The 20045-nt window shown below is 40.3% G+C and carries 26 protein-coding genes; 3 read left to right on the top strand and 23 right to left on the bottom strand.

What is annotated here, in order from left to right:
• Positions 1 to 112: 112 nt before the first annotated feature.
• The 22 genes from BN1128_RS03475 to BN1128_RS03375 all read right to left on the bottom strand — a co-directional run bounded on the left by BN1128_RS03475 (position 113) and on the right by BN1128_RS03375 (position 15667).
• The gene (locus tag BN1128_RS03475) at positions 113 to 397 is read right to left on the bottom strand and encodes a hypothetical protein (RefSeq protein WP_042866335.1); all 285 of its coding nucleotides are present in this window, start codon (positions 395 to 397) and stop codon (positions 113 to 115) included.
• 10 nt (positions 398 to 407) lie between these two features.
• The gene (locus tag BN1128_RS03470) at positions 408 to 674 is read right to left on the bottom strand and encodes a hypothetical protein (RefSeq protein ID WP_042866334.1); all 267 of its coding nucleotides are present in this window, start codon (positions 672 to 674) and stop codon (positions 408 to 410) included.
• Positions 675 to 1070, bottom strand: a complete 396-nt coding sequence (locus BN1128_RS03465) for a hypothetical protein (protein WP_042866332.1) — start codon at positions 1068 to 1070, stop codon at positions 675 to 677. It abuts the gene before it with no gap.
• A gap of 34 nt (positions 1071 to 1104) precedes the next feature.
• Positions 1105 to 3666: a coiled-coil domain-containing protein gene (locus BN1128_RS03460; RefSeq protein WP_042866330.1), complete on the bottom strand. Its 2562-nt coding sequence runs from the start codon at positions 3664 to 3666 to the stop codon at positions 1105 to 1107.
• 390 nt (positions 3667 to 4056) lie between these two features.
• Positions 4057 to 4494, bottom strand: a complete 438-nt coding sequence (locus tag BN1128_RS24045; RefSeq protein WP_156140104.1) for a hypothetical protein — start codon at positions 4492 to 4494, stop codon at positions 4057 to 4059.
• Positions 4495 to 4517: 23 nt separating this feature from the next.
• Complete coding sequence (locus BN1128_RS03445; RefSeq protein WP_042866328.1) at positions 4518 to 4850, bottom strand: hypothetical protein; 333 nt, start codon at positions 4848 to 4850, stop codon at positions 4518 to 4520.
• A 77-nt stretch (positions 4851 to 4927) separates the two neighbouring features.
• Entirely contained in the window at positions 4928 to 5356 is a 429-nt protein-coding gene (locus tag BN1128_RS03440) for a hypothetical protein (protein WP_042866327.1), read from the bottom strand.
• Between the two features lie 16 nt (positions 5357 to 5372).
• Entirely contained in the window at positions 5373 to 5741 is a 369-nt protein-coding gene (locus tag BN1128_RS03435) for a hypothetical protein (RefSeq protein ID WP_042866326.1), read from the bottom strand.
• Entirely contained in the window at positions 5741 to 6310 is a 570-nt protein-coding gene (locus BN1128_RS03430) for a hypothetical protein (protein ID WP_156140103.1), read from the bottom strand. The genes BN1128_RS03435 and BN1128_RS03430 overlap by 1 nt, the downstream gene beginning before the upstream one ends.
• Positions 6303 to 6641 carry a phage head completion protein gene (locus tag BN1128_RS26555; RefSeq protein ID WP_420864918.1) on the bottom strand — a complete coding sequence of 113 codons (339 nt, stop codon included), beginning with the start codon at positions 6639 to 6641 and terminating at the stop codon, positions 6303 to 6305. Before BN1128_RS26555 ends, BN1128_RS03430 begins: the two co-directional genes overlap by 8 nt.
• Positions 6641 to 7183 (bottom strand): head-tail connector protein, encoded by a 543-nt coding sequence (locus BN1128_RS03420; protein ID WP_042866323.1) that lies wholly within the window; start codon positions 7181 to 7183, stop codon positions 6641 to 6643. Before BN1128_RS03420 ends, BN1128_RS26555 begins: the two co-directional genes overlap by 1 nt.
• Positions 7184 to 7416: 233 nt before the next feature.
• On the bottom strand, positions 7417 to 8646 hold the full coding sequence (locus tag BN1128_RS03415; RefSeq protein WP_276325052.1) for a phage major capsid protein: 1230 nt from the start codon (positions 8644 to 8646) through the stop codon (positions 7417 to 7419).
• A gap of 59 nt (positions 8647 to 8705) precedes the next feature.
• Positions 8706 to 9314, bottom strand: a complete 609-nt coding sequence (locus tag BN1128_RS03410) for an HK97 family phage prohead protease (protein WP_082030352.1) — start codon at positions 9312 to 9314, stop codon at positions 8706 to 8708.
• Positions 9307 to 10509: a phage portal protein gene (locus tag BN1128_RS03405; RefSeq protein WP_082030351.1), complete on the bottom strand. Its 1203-nt coding sequence runs from the start codon at positions 10507 to 10509 to the stop codon at positions 9307 to 9309. The genes BN1128_RS03410 and BN1128_RS03405 overlap by 8 nt, the downstream gene beginning before the upstream one ends.
• Before the next feature lie 58 nt (positions 10510 to 10567).
• Positions 10568 to 12349, bottom strand: coding sequence for a terminase large subunit (locus BN1128_RS03400; protein ID WP_042866319.1), 1782 nt, complete (start codon positions 12347 to 12349; stop codon positions 10568 to 10570).
• Positions 12349 to 12759, bottom strand: coding sequence for a P27 family phage terminase small subunit (locus tag BN1128_RS03395; protein WP_082030350.1), 411 nt, complete (start codon positions 12757 to 12759; stop codon positions 12349 to 12351). Before BN1128_RS03395 ends, BN1128_RS03400 begins: the two co-directional genes overlap by 1 nt.
• Complete coding sequence (locus BN1128_RS03390) at positions 12737 to 13036, bottom strand: hypothetical protein (protein ID WP_042866317.1); 300 nt, start codon at positions 13034 to 13036, stop codon at positions 12737 to 12739. The genes BN1128_RS03395 and BN1128_RS03390 overlap by 23 nt, the downstream gene beginning before the upstream one ends.
• Before the next feature lie 507 nt (positions 13037 to 13543).
• Positions 13544 to 14008 (bottom strand): hypothetical protein, encoded by a 465-nt coding sequence (locus tag BN1128_RS03385; RefSeq protein ID WP_042866316.1) that lies wholly within the window; start codon positions 14006 to 14008, stop codon positions 13544 to 13546.
• Between the two features lie 24 nt (positions 14009 to 14032).
• A complete protein-coding gene (locus BN1128_RS03380; protein WP_042866315.1) occupies positions 14033 to 14437 on the bottom strand; it encodes a hypothetical protein in 405 nt (134 codons plus the stop codon).
• A gap of 61 nt (positions 14438 to 14498) precedes the next feature.
• Positions 14499 to 14654, bottom strand: a complete 156-nt coding sequence (locus tag BN1128_RS25190; RefSeq protein WP_156140102.1) for a hypothetical protein — start codon at positions 14652 to 14654, stop codon at positions 14499 to 14501.
• Complete coding sequence (locus BN1128_RS25185) at positions 14654 to 14821, bottom strand: hypothetical protein (protein WP_156140101.1); 168 nt, start codon at positions 14819 to 14821, stop codon at positions 14654 to 14656. The genes BN1128_RS25190 and BN1128_RS25185 overlap by 1 nt, the downstream gene beginning before the upstream one ends.
• Before the next feature lie 345 nt (positions 14822 to 15166).
• Positions 15167 to 15667: a glycoside hydrolase family protein gene (locus BN1128_RS03375; protein WP_042866314.1), complete on the bottom strand. Its 501-nt coding sequence runs from the start codon at positions 15665 to 15667 to the stop codon at positions 15167 to 15169.
• 65 nt (positions 15668 to 15732) lie between these two features.
• On the opposite strand from BN1128_RS03375, the gene BN1128_RS26550 reads away from it, so the two are divergent.
• Positions 15733 to 16137, top strand: coding sequence for a hypothetical protein (locus tag BN1128_RS26550; RefSeq protein WP_052445488.1), 405 nt, complete (start codon positions 15733 to 15735; stop codon positions 16135 to 16137).
• 118 nt (positions 16138 to 16255) lie between these two features.
• Here the strand turns inward: BN1128_RS26550 and BN1128_RS25180 are convergent, their stop codons facing one another.
• On the bottom strand, positions 16256 to 16579 hold the full coding sequence (locus BN1128_RS25180) for a hypothetical protein (protein WP_156140100.1): 324 nt from the start codon (positions 16577 to 16579) through the stop codon (positions 16256 to 16258).
• A 1341-nt stretch (positions 16580 to 17920) separates the two neighbouring features.
• On the opposite strand from BN1128_RS25180, the gene BN1128_RS03365 reads away from it, so the two are divergent.
• Both BN1128_RS03365 and BN1128_RS03360 read left to right on the top strand, forming a co-directional pair.
• Positions 17921 to 18652: a hypothetical protein gene (locus BN1128_RS03365; RefSeq protein WP_156140099.1), complete on the top strand. Its 732-nt coding sequence runs from the start codon at positions 17921 to 17923 to the stop codon at positions 18650 to 18652.
• 542 nt (positions 18653 to 19194) lie between these two features.
• The coding region (locus BN1128_RS03360) for a hypothetical protein (RefSeq protein WP_042866312.1) at positions 19195 to 20045 on the top strand (851 nt) is incomplete at its 3' end.

Below are 20045 nucleotides of genomic sequence, written 5' to 3'. Positions count from 1 at the left end.
ATCAAGAGCTTTTTCTTGTGACATTATGAATTCCTTAATTTTTAGTTAGACATCACCCCTTTATTTAGAGATATGAAAAAGGCTCCCAAAGGAGCCAGTTGATTAATGGTTCTTACTTGAAGAAATAATTGAATTTATCTAGAACAATCCCATTCACTTCGATCAAGAACTCAGTATGAAACTCATGGTTATATGAATCAGTTTCCCAGTACGCGACAAGCTCCCCAGAATCGTTCTCACGAATTCCATACTCAACTAAAGGGTGTGGGTGCCTAGTCGGAAGGGATGGCTTATACATCGTTACAGGTGCCATGATGTGAGGGGCTGGAATATGGTTGATGGAATACTCTCCCCCAACCATCACTCCCCTTTCTCTCAATATTACTTTTCTATACATTAGATATTCCTTATAACCACAATTGGAATCCAGTTGGAACGGCTTTGAGTGTCACGGGATAAGCCTTGTCGGACGCTAGAACCAAAGAATCACCGAGAAAACTACCTGAGACAATTTCATCACGATATTGCTTAGTTTCGTCTCGCCAGCCTTGTGTGAGTGCATCTCCAATTGTCACATTCTCAAGAATATGAACTGACTGGCTGATGGGCTCTTGTTCAAACCCAGCGCCCGTAAAATTCATTGCTGTTTCTACAATTTTAATTTGAAGTGCCATTTATTGAGTCCTTGTAATGTCTTGACGAATTACGAAATTACCAAATATTGGCGTGAATGACGCTTGGGCATCGGTCTTGCTCCATAGCTGGATATCATAGACACCAGAGGTTTTACTAACGTCTGGGCTATAAGGAGCAGCTAAAGATTCAGCCATGTTTTTTGATAGATTAAAATATCCCTGCCCCGCTTTAGCGTTTAATGTTACCCATGGCAATTCGAATGCAATTCCAAGATCGTTGGCTGCATATCGCGCCTGTAATTTCACTGTTAGATTAGTTAGATCGACAGGGGTTGTTACCCCTGTTACATCGTCTACATTTACGAATGTCATCTGAATTCTTTTCGAGTCTCCACGATAGATATCCAAATCCCATTTAATTTGCTTGTTAGCCATTTTAATTCCTTAATCGTTATTGAAGGGGGAGATATTACCCTCCCCGATTTGATTGGTCCTGTCTTACTAGATGAGAAATAAGCTCTGCACTCTCTATTAATTGAGCTTGGAGTTTTGGTAATGAATCTTCTGATACGTCACCTTGAATAGTGACAGGCATAGAAACGGATACCGCTCCAGAATTACTCTTGTTGGATTCAAGATATGCAGTTAGATCCTTGTTCGCCTCTGCTTGAACAACACGTTCCCCACCCTTAAGTATATAAGAACCGGTATTGCTAATTTCGCCAGCATATGGAGCTGAATCAGTCCCTGAATGGAACTGTCCCATAGTCACAGCTACAGCTCCCGCTATCTGAGCCCCTGTAGATGCGATAGTTGTTGCCTTGGCGATGTTCTTACTTGCTAGGGTTGGCAGTGATGGGTCTTTGTCTATGGCTGCCAGTGCATCAAAGCCAGCAAGAGTTACATTCGCGACGGTAGATGCCTTCTCCAAACTAAAGGCTGCACGTTGCATTTTGCTCCCTTTCTCAAGGTTCTGGGCCATTCCACTAAACAACTCACTCATGTTCCCTAGCTGAACTTGAATCAGCGCACGTTTTGCCGCCGTAGTATTCCTATCAATCTCTAGGGATTTTTCAGCATATGCTTCCTCTGATAACAGACCGAGTTCGTATTGTTCATCTAAGAACTGACGCTTCATCTCCCATTTGATAATGTCCCTTTGTTCCGCACTTTGAATATCTACGAGTTCGCGCTCGATTTCCTTATCACGATGTTCCTGACGTAATTCAGAAATCTTGTCTTGCTTCATCTGTTCGGTGATTACTTCACTTCCTGCTTGCTCATTAACAACTTCCATTTGGCGTTGTGCAGCAGTCACAGCGATTTCAAGTTCAAGGTCTGCTTTATCCTGAGCCAGAACAGCAAACCCCAATTTACCTTGAAGAATTGCTTGTTGCTCATTGAAAGCCTTGGTCTCTAACTCCTTCTCTCTCTTAAGCTGATTATCCTTAATCTCTACCAATTTTTCAGATAAGGTCTTGGCTGCTATTAGCTTTGCTTCGTCAAATTCAGATTGAGTTAGGCTTCCCTCAGCAAGATATTTCTTCAAATTTTCTAACTGTTGTTGATGGGCATAATTTGCTGCATCCTCTTCAGTCTTATTTAGTACACCTAGAGCTGTGAAACGCTTCTGAGCGGCTTCAAGAGCAAACTTAGACTGAGCCTCAGTGATGGTATTACGTTGCTCACCATTGGCTTTCAGGAGGTCTTGCTGTTGAGTTAAACTAGATTGAAGGGCTTTAGTAGTTTCATCACCAATTGAATTTTGAAGTTGGGTTTCTATCTTACCCATTTCGGACATTATCTGAATACGTTGCTTCTCGTTCTCTTCAAGTGCTTTATTAGCATCCTTAGAACTACCATAAGAAACGGCAGCAGCGTTACCAGTAGTCCCTGATGATTGGGCATTAATCTGTTCGGAGTTCTTAAAGTCGGTTGCCTTTACTACATCTTGTCTAAGTTTCTCCATACCTTGAGAAATCAATTCATCTCTACGCTTCTTAAATTCGTCAGCATTGAAAATAGGATTAAACTCAATACTCGCCTTAGCCGCAGAATCCATCCTAATCTGTTCTTGAATCTTGCTTGCATTGTCTATCAGGTCTTGGCTATTACCACTACTAACTTTCCCGCCAGATATATAATCACCAACAACTTGTTGAGACTTTGCACTTTCGCTCATGTCATACAAGGAATCAGAAATTTTCTTAGTCATAGTGTCAGCAAGACGGATTAGTGAAGAAAATGAGTTCACCATTGCCGCATTGAAGTTATTACTAAGGGTATTCATATTGCTCTGAATGCGGTCTATATCTGTTATGGTTGATTGAGCAAGAGAAGCCCGCTTGGTCGCATATCCATCTAGCATGTCTGAAAGCTGTTGTTCATTCATTCTTAGAACACCAGATAGTTTACTGGCATCAGAAGAAAGGCTTTCCATTACAAATGTCTGTTGTGCTGTACTTGCTCCAACCAAATCTAGTTCTTGTTGAATGCGCTTCAATGCTTCAATACCACCAAGACCTTTTAGATCCTCAATGGTCATTGCAGACTTACCTTTCAGAGTGTCCCATAGATCTTGAAGGGCGCCGCCCCCCGTGCTGATGTTGTCTCCGATTCGGTCAATAACATCACGGGAGATATCACCAAGCTTTTCCAGGTCGATACCGACACCAGTTGCAGCAAGACCTATCTCATTCACCTGTTGTGCTGTAAGACCAGACTGTTTAGCCAGTAATTCAAGCTGTTTCTGATTCTTCCCTACTTCAGCGCCCATCTGAGCGAGTTTGACACCTGCTCCATATGCAGCGCCGCCGATGATACCTAATGCACCAGCAACGGGCCCCAGCCGCGCTAGAAAGCCTGTAACGGCATTGCTGGGGAGATTGAATGCTGACGTAACTTCATTCCCCATATTCGTTGCGTCTTTACTTATAGTATTGAAGCTTTTATTCCCTTCTTGTTGAGCTTTCTTGATGTCATTCACGTATTTCTGTGTCTGGGCTGACATCACCACATTTACACCAGCCATTGCTTACCTCTCTTATATGATTATCTTAATTCTCCTTGTATTTAGGGGTGCAGAAACAAAAAAGGCTCCCGAAGGAGCCATGATATGTTGGAATAGATTACTTATTCTTTAGCAACTCAACCAATTCAGCGTGCTGTCTATCCTTCTTAAAATTAGGATGGTAGAAGATATAGAGCAATGAGCCGATAGGTGATGTGAGAATCCCAATAGTCATACAAGTTACAAAGTTAGTCCCTCTGTTGTTCTCTCCTGCTTGTGCAATCGCAAATGCAATGAAGATATACACGACCAGTAAGACAAAAAGGATCAGTTCTACAGGTATCATTTTTTAGTTTCCTTATGAGTGTTTTATATATACTAACAGATCCAAACGGAGATCTGTAGTTCTGTTTATTCCTCGTCAGCCTTCTTAGGTGTGATATCTCTCTTGATCTCCATAAGTCTATGAATTAGATAGGAATCCTTCTTATCACCCTTCTGTAACTCGTCCTGTATGGTTTCATCAATATGACCTATTAGATCAAAGATGGCGTACTCGGTTCTAGCAACAGCAGACAACCGGCGAGCCTTGATTATCAGTTCGTGTTCGAGGTATTCAGGCAACTTCCTCTCAAGCCATGGAACAAGGTCTGTCATGTTCTTAATATTAGATTTCTTAGTCACGTTCTGATTGCGCAGAAGGGCTATCATGTAACCTAGTAAAGTGTGGTCAGCTTCCTTTGTGAATGGTGCTATAGCGTTGAATGCCCTATATTCATTGATTGTTTCATAAGGCCATTCTTTTATCTCATGAATAGGTACACCAAGAGCTATGGATAGTTCAAACATGAATCTCAAGGTGTCATCGACAATCAACGCTCGGGCTTTCCCGCAATTTCATCTTTTATGCTTTTGTTCAGACCACTATCGTTAACAATATGGGTACTCATAAGACTGATTACATGATATTCGAATGCATCACCAATGACAGATAGATCAACGTTAGGATCGAATACTGGATCACCATTAATCTCCATAAGGCAGTGGCGAATGATTAGCAAGGTACGGATCACCTCATCAAATTGATTACATACTTCATAAACGAGATTGTATGACATTGGTTTGTAGAAGAACTCTAGAGTTTCATCCTCAACTTTTATTGTTCCTTTCTTTGGTTTCAGACCAAAACGGTCAAGCATTTTCATTTTAAATCCCCTAATTGGTAGTTGTTATATAATTTATTTAGGGAACAAAAAAGCCACCCAAGTAGGATGGCTTTTTATTAAGCACCAGTAACGTCAGATTCAACAGGCTCACCATCAACGGTGATCTGATATGACACTGTACGCTGGGTATCAAACTCTGAGCTAATAGACTTAGAACCAATGAAGGCACTAAATTTAACTTGATAACCACCAGTCTTTTTTGGGCCATCATGATAGATAATAGTGAATTCATGTTTAGCTTGATCATCAGCAGCAGCTTTAAGCGCCTTATATGAAGGACTACCAGGAATGAACGTACACACCAGTTCATAAGCATCGACAGAACTGGAACCTGTCATCTTACGACTAAAGCGTTTGTTGAAGTTGAAGAACTCGATGATATTGGTATTGATACCACCACCAGAGGTTTGTTCGATATCTGTAATCTCTACAGTATCCATTTTGACCGTCATATAGTTAGCAACGGTTGCATCGGTTAGAGCCATTTTAATTTTCCTTTTGTTAAGTTAAGTCGGTGACATGAGTGACACCTATTTGAAATTCGCGGACAAACTGTCCCTGATTCGCTTTAAAATCATCAAACGAACGAACAGCGACACCCATCACGATTTCGTCTTGATACTTCAAGATACTTTTATTTAGGGCCTTCCAGATTTCGACAAGCTTCGGATATTCACTAGAACTAATAGAACAGGCGAAGAGACTCTCATCAATCTGCTTGTCCATTGAATAATACTTCGTAGTAGTCTTATTCCCGATTCTCATATAAGTGATAAAACTTTCAGATTCACCTATATTGTCAGGAGCTTGGAATGGAAACGTTTTTAATCCGGAAGGAGCCAGCATTGCATGGACTGATTTTTCTACCATTATTTTTTCCTATTGTTTCGTTTGTCTTGTTTCTTAATCTCTTTTTCAACTTCATCAAGAAGACGTTTACCAAAATCTTCAGCTATCTTATTTTCGTTTTGGAATCTCACTTTTTCGACAAAATGAAGCCCTTGGGTCACGCCTATATAGCGATGACTTTCTTCTGTAGGTTTACCGAAGGAGTGGAACTTAGAATCACCACGGACACGCGCTAGAGGGTTATTTCTGCCATAGTTAAGGATGGTTGCCATTCCATATGCACTCTCTTCTCCATACTCTCCCCGCTTGGTCTTAAAGGTTACTTCTGAATAAAGTTCATTGAACTTGTCAGATTTGATGAACCCTTGCTTTGAACCATTCTTTTCAGCCTTGCCTGTATTCACCTTCGTCTTGATAACCACATCTGAATCTTTAATAGAGTCTGGTTTCGCCGATATCATGTCTTGTTTAACTTCTTCCATGACTGGTTTGACTGCATTCCTTAAAGTTCTTGCCCGAAATTTGGGGTCAATAAGTGAATCTAATAACTTATTAAGATCGTCTAATCCTTCTAGTTTTGTCTTAGCCACGGTCTTGCTCCAAATAAAGAGTGATGTACTTGTTGAGGTTGTTCCAATTGTCCATGGTTATGATCTTGTAGAACTTGCCTTGCCAAGCGACTCGATAAGAGTCTCTGCTATTCATAACATCCATGATTTTGGAGATATAACGAGTTTTCAAGACCACTCTGAATGCCCATTTAGAATCGTATTTGCTATCTGAATCTACTTGGTTGTCATACGTCATTTGGGCTTTTAGCTTAATGAATACTTTATCTTGGTATTTTGGACTGCCATAATCATCTTGTGTCATTTCTCGATTAAGGATATCTACCGAATGCCTCATTGATCCTATACGCATTAGTAGACACCCCCAGCCGGTAAACTATAAAGGTCAAGAATGCGAGATGCCGAGTTAGGGATTTCCGCAACGGATGCACCAACAATACTACTTTCTCTATACTCGTATTCGGTCGCCACGATTTTAAGAATCGCTAATTTGATAGCAGCAGGAAGAGGGATATCCTCTTTCACAAAATCAATAGAAATAGTTACTGGAAGTTGTACCAGTCTATCAATTTTAACTTTGTTAGTTACCTTGTCCCATGAGTAACCAGTTACCGGCTTATCAGATGAGTCTGTAATCGATTTAATGGCGATAGAACCAGTGATAGGTGTGTAGGGTATGCGGAACTCATGGGCGTTCGCATAGACCCATCCAGACTGCTTAGTGAGGGGTCGATTCATATAACGTTCTGCCATTCGTATTGCAGCTTCTCGGAGAATTGGAATTTCTTGGTCTGAATCAGGTAATCTCAGGAAATTCTGTATTTCATCATCTGATATAAGGGTTTCTAGATTTGTCGATTCATAACCATCTATTTTGTATTCAACTTGTTTCATTTATATCTCCTGTAGTATTTATATTATTTAGGGGCACAAAAAAGCCCCAGTTAAGGGGCTTAATTGACTATTCAGCTTGTTACTTTTCGTTTTCTGGTTGTCGTCTTTACGGTGATCTCGGGAGATGTAATATTCTCCCCACTCTCAACAACATTTAGAGAATCAGGAGAATCGATTACAAACATACGAGCTGACATAGGGGAGATATTACCCTCCCCTAAACCGGTGATCTCTCAAGCGGCAGCAGCTACCGGAAGAACCAGACCCGCGATAGCATCGTTAGTACCAGCGATGATTGAGGAGCGCATGGTAATGTCATAAACCATATTGCCAGGGATACGGTAGATGTTGCTTACAACGTCCAGAGTATTAGGCAGGTTCACAACTTTGATACCAGCATCGAAGTCACCAAACATTACCGGGTCGGTATCCTTCAGAGTTACATCGATAACCACATCAAAACCGAACATTTTCATGTTGAGCGGGTTTGTGGGATCCATTTGAAGCAGACCACGACCCATACCGTCCTTAACAGCATGAATGCGCTCATAAGCGTCTTGGCTCATACCCCAACGGGCATTACCGTGATAATCAGCAGGAACGGACAGAACCAACTTACGTAGGGCATCTTCAACCTTGGCGATATCTTCAAGTTGAGTGGTAGCGAAGATTTCCACATCACGTTCTTCAACCGGCTTGGCACCCTCTACAAGGTCAAAACGCTTGGTCAGTCCTTTAGGCTTCTTAACACCATCACCGGACAGCAGAGCCAGCGCAGATTGTGCAGCGATACGCTTCAGTGCATCGTTTTGCAGCCAGCTATAAGCGTCAAAGAAGCTGTCAGCCGCTACGTTTTTATCAACCATCGGGGAGCTGGTCAGAGTACCAGATGTGGCTTTAACATCGACCAGAACAGGAACGGTAGAGGAATATTCGCCTTCCCATGAAGCAACGGTGCCACCCTTAGCAATTTTCTTGCTGTAGTCACGACCACCGGCAGTTTCTTGACCGAAATGAGCTACCAGTGCGGATTGCTTCATTACACGCTCGGTAATGAACTTAGCAACTTCTGCAACGATGGTATCGCCACCGGCACCGAAAGCAGTACCAGCAGCAGATTTAACTTTCAGCTTACCGTCTTTGATAATTTCACCAGAGTGAGACTTCATAGCGGTCTTGAAGGATTTACGAGCGGCTTTAACTTCCTCCTCGTCTTCGTCTTCACTACCTTCAGCTTTCCGGCGTTTCATTTCTTCAACTTCGTCTTCAAGCGCCTTGGCTTTAATTTCTTGCTCTTCCAATGCAGCAACGATAGTTTCATTTTGTTCTACCAGTGCAGTGATTTGATCGAGTGCATCTACCAGAGCTTGTTCATCGATTACTTCAACTTCTTCTTTTACAGACTTACGGGATTTCAGTTTTGCCAATGCAGACATTTTATATTTCCTTTTATTATTAAAAATAGGATAGAGAGGAAAGAACCATTTCTTCCCAATCTCTAAAGTTATTTAGGGTGCTAAAATTAGCGGTTTATGATTTGCTTGAGGCGCTTGGAGAATGCGGAGATATCTGACTTGGAGAAAATAGATTCTTCTTCAACTTCTTCTTTAACTACTTCAACCGGTTCTTCTTGGTTCTTCTTCTTGTATCGGGATTTGATATCAATCAGAAGGCTTGCTTCATTACATGGGAAGGTCACTACAGATACTTCAACCACATGAACAGCGATGAGATAATTAACACCATCACGGTCTTCTTCTTCCAAGGTTTCGTACTGAATACTGAAGCTATCCAAATCACCAGCTATCAAATTCTGATAAATTCGTTGACCCAATTCAGTTTCGAGGTTGATTTTCCCTTTAAGCAATAGACCGGTATCGTCTGCTTCCATCGAAATCCATTTACCCACAACCTGATTATCTTCATGGTTGAATAGGTAGCGCGGCATAGTTCCATGTTCTTTGTGATATTCGATACTTAAATCAAAACATCCAGGGACTGTTATATCTCCTGCATGGTCCAGATAATTGTAAATATTCCCATAACAGGTAAATTCACCAGTTTCAGAAATGGCGAATTGGCTTAGGTCAATCCGATTACCTACGCTTTTAATCTTACGTTTTTCACTCATTTGTTATTTCTCTCTGTTGTTCCTCTTGTTGACCAAAGGAGTTATTGTTGGATTGGATTACAAACCGTTCTTCAAGTCCCTCTGATTCCATATCAGCGGTTGCCCGTGTTTCAATATTAGAAACCAGACCAAGCTTGAACATTTCCATTCCAAGCCTTACGCGAGTTTCATAGTTGGAATTCAGGAAATCTTTCTCTTGATAGTCGATGATGTATTCATAATTCAGTTTGTTATGAATAGCGTCTTCGATTGCCTTGATGATTGGATTGATAGTGATAGACAGAAAGCCTTGGCGGATCTCATTCATATCTTTAAATGAGCTATCACCAGTTCCGCCCAGTAATTGCAGAGGGACACCCATCAGCATTGCTATTTGTTCAACGCTAAGTTCCATGCTTTCGGCAAGCTGGGTATCTTTCATCGAGAATGGATTTGGAGTGAACGTAGCACCCTTATCCAATATGACAATATCCCCTGTTGAGTCATCATTAGCCAATGAGTTAAGGCGAGCATCTAGGCGGTTATAGGTTTCGTCTTTCAGCTTATCTTCATATTGAATGAAGCCAGCGTTTTTAGGGCCTCGCTTATGATTGTTCGATGCGGATTGAATACCGTTCAAACTTAAATCGAATATGTCAGAAGAGTTCTGAAGGATATTAACCACTCGTTCATCAAGAGCAACGCCAGTTAGACGTACCATTTCATCAGAGATAATCTGATTGTTCTGGTTGTCGATACCACCATAAGTCCATTTACCTTTTCCATCTTTGGTTCGAGTGACATTCTTGGTAGGGATACATTCAATCGAGCGGAGAATTCCACCTTTGCCTTTCTTAGCACCCATTGTTTTAATTTGAAGATAGGCTTCACTGTGACAAACCAAGTTAGCCGCTACTTTAGAGCTAAGTTGACTAATGGTTTCATCATCATTTGGTTTGCGTACTAGGACCGCTACACTCTCAGGAAGATTTTCTGAATACTCGTTATATTTCTTTCCAGCAAATTTACATTCGATTGGAAGTGAACTAACGGTGTTACAGATTATCTTTAAGCAAGCAAGGGCAGTTGGCTCTTGCAAGTAGTTTGGTTTGTGATCACCAAAGCTAGGAATATTGAACGGTCCCGATGTTCCGACATACGGCGATGAATCAGCACTCTTTTTATTAAAGTGCTGACTCAAGTTTTTATTTAACATTTAGGGAGTCTCCATAGTAGAATATTTATTCTCTATGGTATTTAGGGCACCTTAAAAATTAACGTATTGTCGGAGTGCTATCGACTATAGGAACGAGGCTAAACGCGATCATGGTTGCAATAAGCGGGTCGATTTTTAGAGCGTTATTAGTGGTTGGTTTATGAACCCACATATCCCCCTTCAATCCCTCTTTAACCCGTCCATTTTGCAGCGCCCAAGCTAACAGGACGTCATCCTTGTGGAACTTGAACCCACCTATAAAGGTAGAACGTAGAAGACGACTAGCGGCGTTTGAGAGATCATAGCCTTGAGAGACAGCAATCAACTCATCCGAATATTGGTCATAGTGCTTTTTGCCAAAGTCGATGCCGCCAGCAGCTGGGTCAATACCGCATTTGTCCAGGTCAAAATGACGACTCAGAGATTCAATATAATTATGAATATTATCCAAATTTGTATGATTCCCTTCTGTCAATTCTAAGTGTCCAGTGCTAACCGCCTTAGCGTATATCGCCTTGACACTATCCACGGTCTTATCGAAGGTAGCTCTTGGCAAGAAACTCTTAGTGAAAGCGTGGAACTCTCCATCTTGCGGGATCAGAGTGGATACCGTGCAGAGATCATTAGTTTGTGCCAGATCGATTCCCAGGAATGCTTCTGTTCCTTCTTCATAATCTTCAAGAGTCTTGGTGAAACCAATAGGACACTTCTCTATGAGCGCGGAATCAATGAATCCATTCTCGTTGTATGCGTGCCAACGGTTAAGGCGTTTAGTCTCGAAAGCAGCCATAGCAGATGGTGACATTTGAGCGCCTAGATAATCTGTCTTTAGAAGAGTTGGAACGACCGCATGACCATATGAAGGGCTCGCTTGTTCCCATGCAATTGGATCATCTGCATTTCTGTTTTCATCAGCTTCAAAAATATGGACAAAATACCGGTCGTTCTTCTTGATACCATCCATTAACTCACAGCAGTAATCATAAGTTTGACGACAATATGAGAATACGTCTGTACCGGCTGTGGTTATCATGTAGAGCATTGGTTCGGCAGTTCCTGAGCCCTGACTCGATTCGATTACATCATGGACTGTTGAATCTGGATGAGAATGGATCTCATCTAAAATTCCACATAGGATCCTCTTACCATCCAGGTTTTTTGCTACTGAGGATGTAGCCATGATGCGACCCTTGGTAGGCTTGTACTCTATGTGACGAGCCATCACCTTAAACCGCTTCTTAATGCTCTTAGAGCCCGTTTGTATCTGGTGCTTGATATCCTCAAAGACGATACTCGCCTGTTCTCTGGTAGCGGCTGATGATGTACAGAGGGGTGAACCATCATCATTCAGGAACAACATACAGATCGTTATGATTGCCGCCATTTGACTCTTGCCGTTACCCCTCGCCAGAAAGCTGAATGCTTTTTTATATTTCCTCAATCCATGGAGTTCTGGATCCTCGTGCTTATCGTTATACTTGAGCGCAAACAGATTCATGAAATGCCAGATCTGCCACGGGAGAAGATATATAGGAGAGCCGGATATAGGGCCGATACGGTGCTTTAGAGAGTTGGCAACCATGATAACAACTTCAAGGTCATCATAATCAATGTATAAATCTGGTCGCTTTAGGTCCTCTATAAATCTCTCTACTGCTTGTCTTTCACGTTTGCTCGAATGACGAATACCAGTTAGAACTTGGTGAACATATACAAAAGCAGATTGCCAACCTTGAAAATAAGGACTGTTGATCGGGGTGCCTCTATAGTCCTTCAAATTAGGTTCATTCTCTATAAAGTTGAATTGTTCCACCCCCTTTGATTCGTCATACTTAAACATTACTTCTTGCCTCGTTTCTTCATTAGGTTTGATAGTGGGTCATCTTCTTCATCCTCTTTTTCATCAGGTGCTGATATATCGTTCTTTGCCTTAGCGGATAAACCGAGAATGTCGGCGTATTTAGCTATCTGAATGGTTGTCTGGTTGAATACCTTACATTGTGGATTCTCTTTATGGACTTCTCCATGTTGAGTTACAGATACAATTACAACGCCATCATCTACCATACTCATCATTGCGCGTTGGTTTAAGAACACCTGATTTGAGTAGGTAGCTATGATAGGCAATTCAGAGTCGTTAACTTGGCGATGTTTCTTAAGAACGTTTAATACCTTTTTATATATAGGTACTACATCTGGATGGAGACTAAAGAGCATGACAGGAACGTTAGTTGTTTTCCTTGCTGCCATGTTTGACCTCTCTTAGGATATCGACAAGAAGCACCTGATCCTCTACCGGACGACCGGTAATATCGATAACGTTGATTGATGATTCATCTATGATGACTCGATAAATTTTCTCTTCCAGGACTACTACATGGTTAATAACCTTTGAGTATTCCAGATTGAATTTAACTGATTGCTTGCGCAATGCTTCGCGCTTTGATTTCCTTGATTGTTTCCAGCGTGTCACGGCGAGGCGCATTGACTTCCAACCAGAGGAAAGTTTCCCTAGTGGGTTTATCATTTCTTAATCTCCTTTGTAATTCTGCGGTTTTCTTGTTGTGGCAACTATGGCAACAACAAATTAAATTGGATGGTTCGAGAGCGTAATCTTCACCAAATGGATAACGGATCTCCCAATAGTGATCAACTAAACTGCTTGTGTCGTTATGACAAACTTCACAAATAGGTTTCTCAGCTCGTAGATATTTAGACATACGAACCCATTTACCGGTCTTGTAAAACTTATTACTTTCGAAAACTCTTTTGATTTTCTGGGGCTTGTCAAATGAGTGGAGAGCGCAATACGTCTGGCCCTCCGTGATGTTGCTGCACCAAGAGTGTTTACATTTTCTCTTCATTTTAAATTCTCGGGATGGGCTCGAACTATAGTTTGAAAAAAACTATTTCAAAACTCCATTTGCGCACAAATGCCTTCGATGGGGGTCTCATTACCTTGATTTAATTGGATATTTACGCCCCCCTATCGATTTCTTTTCTAATTTGGTATCAGGGTATTGCTTAGAGAGCGTTACAGGAAGCTTATACACCGATTAGATTTTACTTCTTTTACCAAGCGTTGGATTAGATCACGATGTTGTTCCAACTGACGGGTAAACTGTTCGGTATAAGTTTCATCTTTATCCTTCAATACGAACTCGCCACGTTCCATCCAGATTTCTTTACCCATACGGGATGCTTCCTTAACGATATTCCAAGTTGTTATAGGTGATCCTTTCATCTCTTCAAGAGTTTTAACTAAAGAATTTATGAGCGGGTTCGATTCATCCCCACGTATGTACATAGAAATCACCTTCTTAGCTTTCTCAGCTTCTTTCTTCTCTGCTTCTGCTTGCTTGATAAAAGCCTTGGTAAGGAACATGGTAAGTTCACCTTCAATCAATACTTTCTGTTCATCTGTGAGATACTGGCAGCGGTCATACATGTAAGATTTTACTTCTTTAACTGCATTGATAAAGTTGTCTTGGGTATTCATTTTCTTTTCTCTCTATATGGTGGATTAGTTGTTTACTTTATCGACGAGGTTTAATAGATCGCCTAGCATATGTTCATAATCAAATTCGTCTATATATCCATCAAGGCGTTCTGTCATGAAGGTAATGTTTACGCAATATCCTTTCTTCTCACCAACAATTTGATAAGCTACATAATGTTGTTTCAAATTTGACATGAAATCACTTTCTTTTACCTCATATCCGGGTTCGATATCAAAATGCTTGGATACTTCGGAATGGAGCTTAGTGAACTTTTCATGTCTAAGGTCTTTGATAATAATATCTAAATGCACTTTTAGTCGTTCTTGGATACGCTCATATACTTCTTCACTATCATCGTAATCAATAGTAATTACACTTGATGTTGGAGTACCAAGGAATTCAGTTAGTTCTTTATTGGTATTAGTCATTTTTCTTTTCTCTCTCTATGGTGGTTGATTAGGTAAAGGACTTATTCCCTTACCCTCTTATTTACCAGTGTCCGATTTTTCTTAGTTGCTCGGTCATCTGCTTCTTATGTTCTGCTATGATGGCAGCGACTATGCTCTTACTTAGAATTATCTCTTCTACTTCATCACTCAGTTTTTCTAGTGGGTCATCATCTACAATTGTTATCTGATAGTTCATTAGATATATCCATGCTTGCTTAATACTTCATATACGACCTTCTGGCGCATTGCTTCTGGGATATGGCTCATGGTCAATATTTCTTCTAAGAGTTCCTTGTAGTTCTCTACACGCTTCTTATCGAGGTAGTTATCTAGTTGCTCTAGGCGGTCGATGAATTTAGACATTTTGATTTCCTTAATGTGGTGGATTAGAGGGATAAAGTTTTCTCTATCCCTTCTATATCTATTTAGGTTCAATTTTTCTTACGATTACCAATAGCCTTAATGACTTCGATAATCAGGCTGAACCAGTTACCGGAGTTCCATGATGTTTTCACAGCGGGATCCCCATAATGGTTGCATACCCAAACGCACCGGCAATCAGAGCTAATGCAGGGTATTTTAGCCAAGGGTTAATAGGGCTATCCTTAATTTTCATAAAGACAGACCGCAATACTTGTCCTAGCGGCATTTTTCATTTTCCTTAGTCTTTCTTATGAGACAGAAATATTTCTATCTCTTCATCCTTATTTACCTGCTTGGATAATGAGCGGTTGAACCAGTTCTAAGCGTCTGTAGCACTCTCTCAGCTCGATTCTTTGTCTGGCGATACCATCGACTATCCTTCCCGTTCCCATACGCTAATCCCCATTCCTGGGCACGGATGGCAGCCCACATGTTTTTGAACTGACTTACTCCGGTTGCACCCATTTGGAATACCATATTTTCAATTGCAGATTTCCTTACCGGATCTAAACCCACATAGGAGTCATAGAACGAGCTGTGACGAATAGAACGATGAACATTAGCCAAGTCATAGCCGAACAGTAGGGAGCACTCAGAATCGCTTATGGTGCCTTTGGTGGAGCGTCCGAGTTCTGAATCGAGTAACTTGATTGCCATATCACGGGATATCTTCTGGCGCTTGATTAAGTGACCTATTCCGATTGTGGGATAACCCTCGGTGTCAAAATAGATAGTGAGTTCTTTACCCTCATCTATGGAGAGCTGTTTCTCTATGGAGAGATTCATTTCTTTTATTCCTTTCTAAATACATTCATGGCGTTGTTGCCGTATTTATTTAGAAGGAACATGAAATGTGGATTGGATTAGAAGATTTTGAACCTAAGAAAGAGAACGTAGGATTCATTTACTTGATAACTAATAAAGTTACTGGAATGAAATATATTGGATGTAAGCAATATTGGAGTCGGATCACAGACCCTCGGAAGACGAGCCCTACCTATGGCAAGAAGATAACGAAAGAATCGAAATGGCGAGAGTATCAGAGTAGCAATAAGGAAGTTCAGAGTTGGGCACAAGAGGATATTGAGAAGAAAATGATATGTCAGTGTTACTCAAAATTTGAATTGAGTTACCGAGAGGTGGAAGCGTTGATTAAGACTCAGGCTTTGCTAAGAGATGATTTCCTTAACTACATGTTGGGATCGAACACGATTGGGCGACCGTCTGAGTTTATGCTGATAAAGAAGCTACCCTAAATACATGTATAAGAGACGGTTACTAGACATTTCCTTTTCTTTTGGTCAAAAAGCCCCTTCCGTAATGGTTGGGGCTTTTTGTATTTTATCAAAATGAAAAAGTAAAAATGTCTAGGATTTACTCTTCCTCATCATCCATATCAGCATAAGACACAAAATCAAGAGTATCTTCTATGATAGACACGCGAACTGGATTATGGTTCTTATCCATAACATTTGTAAGTTTTATTGCATTACTACTTACAGATGTCTCAACTTCTACAATGTAACCATCTTCATGATTTTCAGAGCGTAACAAGTATGGTGATCTTTCACCATTTGAGAATACATCGCCGCCCTCTTCATGACCGAACGATTTACCATCTATGGTAATGATACCATTTTCAGTTTTAAGAACTAAATTACCAGTTAGTGATGTAAAGCTAAAATCAGGAAGAAACATATAAATCTCCATAAGATTAAGTAGGTATGGCATTCTATTGAATCCCATATGATTTGTCTATAAAAAGAACCTTCTGAATAATTAAGAGCGAGAGTTAATTTTAAAAATAGGCATATTGTAAGAGTGAAGCCAATCAATTCTAGTGGGTTGCAGCCCATTGACCTAGTTATCGGTGGTACGAGTTAGGAAATGAAAACCTCTTCATCACTCATATGTATTTAGGAAGGTTAAGAAACCGCCGTATAAGTTGATTATACCATGATGCGGAATTGGCTATGAACAGATATCTAAAGATTAAAAATGACGTTTTGGAATGTTTTTGATATCTAAAAAATGACGTTATGAGTCGAAAATCTCTTTATAATCAATAGGATATTACCAATAAAACATAGTAACAATAAAAGAATACACGCCCGCTTCGCTCCCCGCGATAATCTGAATATCATCTAAGAAAATTTTAAAAGAAGAAACGGAGCGTAAGCGACCGCCGTCAGGCGCTTGATCAATCATTCAGATTTTCTAATTATAAAGTTCTATAAAATACTATATAGAAACTTTACACTTAGAATAGGATTTGTAGATTAATAGCAATTCAAGAAATCGATTAGAATAGTTTTTACAAGACGGGCTATCGCCCTGTTCGCTTCGCTCACTCTTTCTTATTTCAAGATGAATTTTATAACTCACTTTAAAGTCTCTACAAAGCTCTATAATCAATTCTAAGGGTTTCAGGCTATCATGGTATTAAATCCTTCAAGGAATCTCTTAGAACTTCATACAGGAATGATTTTAAGGGTTTCAATACACTGAATGATCTGAACAGGAAAAGATTGGCTATCGCCGTTTCAATTCTACTTTGATTCTAGGCATTAGGGTTTTCAGATAAAAGTATTCAGATCACCTAATTTCAGGTTACACTAAATATAGTAGTAAGGAACTTGATTTGTTTTGAAGGTTCGAACCAGTTTCGATTAAGATATTCGTATCCCCGCTTTTCATCACTCCGCAATAATCTATCAAAAACACTCTATAAATTCATCATACAATCTATTAAAAATAACCATCTATTATTGAAATCCCTTCGAGCCTCCCGTTTTATACACTTTCAAAATTGAGCCCAGATCTGATGCGGGTTTGCGGGCTACACGCCCTCCCATAATATTAGTTAATGTTTTGGGTCTTTTACCATGAGTTTACTATTACTTATACGGTTTCCGTATTCTTTTCATATCCAAATCAATAAATGACGTTTTTATCCTTCATTTTAACGTGCCTAAATAAAGGTACATCAACGGGATTGCAGTCCCCCTCTCTAATAGGAAATACAAAATGCAAATTTACATGAACACCAATTTCACCTCCGACAAGCAATGGGATATCACTTCCGTTAAGTTGAAGGATGGTAAAACCAATACTACCACTTTATTGGTATCAAACATCAAGGCTGTTAATAAAATGCTGAATGGCTACGGTCTTCAAGCTGCTACAACAGAAGGTAAAGCTTTCAAACGCGCTATCAAGAACGTGTGTGAGTTCAGTTTCATCAATGCTGATCAATCTGTATATGCTGATTACAATGAATCCAAAAAGCATTTAACCCTTATTCAAATTCGTTACTCTGCAATCAATAATGAAATCCTGCACGATGTAGCAACCATTACTAAAGACTCTCGGGGCGTTGTTGTAATGACCTCTAACGATTCCCAATTCCGTAATATATCCTGTGAGAAAAAATCTATGACTATCGATACTCAATTCAAAAAACTTGAACTCCGTGGCACTGGTTCCCTGAAACGTGCTGATACCGCTAAATTTAAAAATGCAGAAGATAAGTTTAAGCACCTGGAAGAGGTTGCAAACTACAACGCTGCTAAAACTGAGTTGATGATTAAAGAACTTAATGATCAACGTACATCCGATAAAGCCGCCCTTGATAAGCTGACCAATCTGATGGCTCAAGTTCAATCTGAAATCTCTAAGCGTAGTCGTTCTATCGCTGATACTGAACTAGATATCATGGTTGCCGGTGGTGAAATCATTCACCTTGATGATGTTATCTCTTCTATTCAATAAGGAACCCTGATGAAACTCAATCTAAAGCAAGCCCTGATTATCCTCGCTCTGTGTGTTCTTATAGGGTTCGTAATAATTCCACTCGTGTTCTGAGGTGGGCTCAGTTTTGAGCTGTCCTAAACAGGCAGATTTCGCCTGTTATAGCTTTAAAACTGGAAAAAGAGCATCGAATCTAAAGGAGTAAATTTCACTCCTTTAAACGTTAAAGGTGTAAAGTTAGCCAAGAATCTAAAGTAGGGAAATTCCCTACTTTAAAAATTAAAGGTAAACATGGCGGAACATACTTGACCAAGCGTCAAATCTTCATGTTTTTTACTACCCTAAATAATTATGTAGAGAGAAAGAAATGATTCTGACTCCTATCAGGGCACTCCCTGCCCACAAATTCATAATCTCGGTTATCTGAGTTGAATAGTTCCTAATCCGTTTGATTGTAGACCTTGAGGGGTTTTACTGATAACCGAGATTGACCTCAAGTGTTCTTGTGGAGCTTTCAAACAGATAACCAAATTATTCAACTCAGATAACTAGGATTTTTTAAAATGAAAACTAAAGTAAACGCAATCACCCTTTCCCTTTCCGATAAGTCTATCACCCTGACAACACATATGATCGCAGAACAAGAGCTGTATAAAGCTCAGGATTTGCTCATTGGTTCTGGGATGACTTCTAAAGAATCATCAAAAACTCTTGAGAACTGGAAAAACAGTCCAGACACCCGATCCCTAGATTTCAGGGATCGCTCAATTAAAGGAGGTAAGACACAGGGAACTTACCTGACCGAAAATGAAATCTACATGTTGGCTATGTATGTTGATACATCCTTCATGCTCGACGTTGTAGCAGCGTTTAAAGCTCTTGCTCATGGTGATATTGGAACTGCTCTTAACGTCTCGATGAACAGGGTTAAGATTCATAAGGTAATGCTTCAACCTCGCCCAACCCTAACCCTGAAAAGTATGTTTATTGAATCGGGAATGAAGATTGACGAATTCGTTAATCATATTCTTAAGAATAGTATGTGGAACAATAAGGCGGACGTTGATAACCGTAAAAGGCTGGCAAACTCTCTTCTTAAACTGGTTGAAGGAATAAACGTAAGTGGTAAGAATGTGGCGGACCATGCTATCCGTGTATTGAATGCAGAAAAAGAGATTCACAAATATCGAGCTAAGAAGTTTTCCCAAGCGGCTAACATGAAAAAGACTCTTGCAATTAAGGCGAACCGGAAACTTTCACGTAAAGCCGAAGCCCTGGAAATCTTGATTGAAGAAACCGAGCTTGAACTTGAAGATGTGCGTAACCGTGCCAAGAAGATTGGTTCTATCGCCATTACAGACCGGAAACAGAAGAATGAGCTTGAAGGTAAGATCATCGAGCTTGAAGAAAAACT

The sequence above is a fragment of the Aeromonas piscicola genome (assembly GCF_000820005.1).
GTDB classification, from domain to species: Bacteria; Pseudomonadota; Gammaproteobacteria; order Enterobacterales; family Aeromonadaceae; genus Aeromonas; species Aeromonas piscicola.
Note: the sequence above shows the minus strand (reverse complement) of the source record. Positions and strands in the feature narration are given on the sequence as shown.

What these genes read in the sequence shown, in the direction of transcription:
- BN1128_RS03475 (WP_042866335.1), bottom strand. Translation starts at nt 397, where the DNA reads ATGTATAGAAAAGTAATATTGAGAGAAAGGGGAGTGATGGTTGGGGGA.
- BN1128_RS03470 (WP_042866334.1), bottom strand. Translation starts at nt 674, where the DNA reads ATGGCACTTCAAATTAAAATTGTAGAAACAGCAATGAATTTTACGGGC.
- BN1128_RS03465 (WP_042866332.1), bottom strand. Translation starts at nt 1,070, where the DNA reads ATGGCTAACAAGCAAATTAAATGGGATTTGGATATCTATCGTGGAGAC.
- BN1128_RS03460 (WP_042866330.1), bottom strand. Translation starts at nt 3,666, where the DNA reads ATGGCTGGTGTAAATGTGGTGATGTCAGCCCAGACACAGAAATACGTG.
- BN1128_RS24045 (WP_156140104.1), bottom strand. Translation starts at nt 4,494, where the DNA reads ATGTTTGAACTATCCATAGCTCTTGGTGTACCTATTCATGAGATAAAA.
- BN1128_RS03445 (WP_042866328.1), bottom strand. Translation starts at nt 4,850, where the DNA reads ATGAAAATGCTTGACCGTTTTGGTCTGAAACCAAAGAAAGGAACAATA.
- BN1128_RS03440 (WP_042866327.1), bottom strand. Translation starts at nt 5,356, where the DNA reads ATGGCTCTAACCGATGCAACCGTTGCTAACTATATGACGGTCAAAATG.
- BN1128_RS03435 (WP_042866326.1), bottom strand. Translation starts at nt 5,741, where the DNA reads ATGGTAGAAAAATCAGTCCATGCAATGCTGGCTCCTTCCGGATTAAAA.
- BN1128_RS26555 (WP_420864918.1), bottom strand. Translation starts at nt 6,641, where the DNA reads ATGCGTATAGGATCAATGAGGCATTCGGTAGATATCCTTAATCGAGAA.
- BN1128_RS03420 (WP_042866323.1), bottom strand. Translation starts at nt 7,183, where the DNA reads ATGAAACAAGTTGAATACAAAATAGATGGTTATGAATCGACAAATCTA.
- BN1128_RS03410 (WP_082030352.1), bottom strand. Translation starts at nt 9,314, where the DNA reads ATGAGTGAAAAACGTAAGATTAAAAGCGTAGGTAATCGGATTGACCTA.
- BN1128_RS03405 (WP_082030351.1), bottom strand. Translation starts at nt 10,509, where the DNA reads ATGTTAAATAAAAACTTGAGTCAGCACTTTAATAAAAAGAGTGCTGAT.
- BN1128_RS03400 (WP_042866319.1), bottom strand. Translation starts at nt 12,349, where the DNA reads ATGTTTAAGTATGACGAATCAAAGGGGGTGGAACAATTCAACTTTATA.
- BN1128_RS03395 (WP_082030350.1), bottom strand. Translation starts at nt 12,759, where the DNA reads ATGGCAGCAAGGAAAACAACTAACGTTCCTGTCATGCTCTTTAGTCTC.
- BN1128_RS03390 (WP_042866317.1), bottom strand. Translation starts at nt 13,036, where the DNA reads ATGATAAACCCACTAGGGAAACTTTCCTCTGGTTGGAAGTCAATGCGC.
- BN1128_RS03385 (WP_042866316.1), bottom strand. Translation starts at nt 14,008, where the DNA reads ATGAATACCCAAGACAACTTTATCAATGCAGTTAAAGAAGTAAAATCT.
- BN1128_RS03380 (WP_042866315.1), bottom strand. Translation starts at nt 14,437, where the DNA reads ATGACTAATACCAATAAAGAACTAACTGAATTCCTTGGTACTCCAACA.
- BN1128_RS25190 (WP_156140102.1), bottom strand. Translation starts at nt 14,654, where the DNA reads ATGAACTATCAGATAACAATTGTAGATGATGACCCACTAGAAAAACTG.
- BN1128_RS25185 (WP_156140101.1), bottom strand. Translation starts at nt 14,821, where the DNA reads ATGTCTAAATTCATCGACCGCCTAGAGCAACTAGATAACTACCTCGAT.
- BN1128_RS03375 (WP_042866314.1), bottom strand. Translation starts at nt 15,667, where the DNA reads ATGAATCTCTCCATAGAGAAACAGCTCTCCATAGATGAGGGTAAAGAA.
- BN1128_RS26550 (WP_052445488.1), top strand. Translation starts at nt 15,733, where the DNA reads ATGTGGATTGGATTAGAAGATTTTGAACCTAAGAAAGAGAACGTAGGA.
- BN1128_RS25180 (WP_156140100.1), bottom strand. Translation starts at nt 16,579, where the DNA reads ATGTTTCTTCCTGATTTTAGCTTTACATCACTAACTGGTAATTTAGTT.
- BN1128_RS03365 (WP_156140099.1), top strand. Translation starts at nt 17,921, where the DNA reads ATGAACACCAATTTCACCTCCGACAAGCAATGGGATATCACTTCCGTT.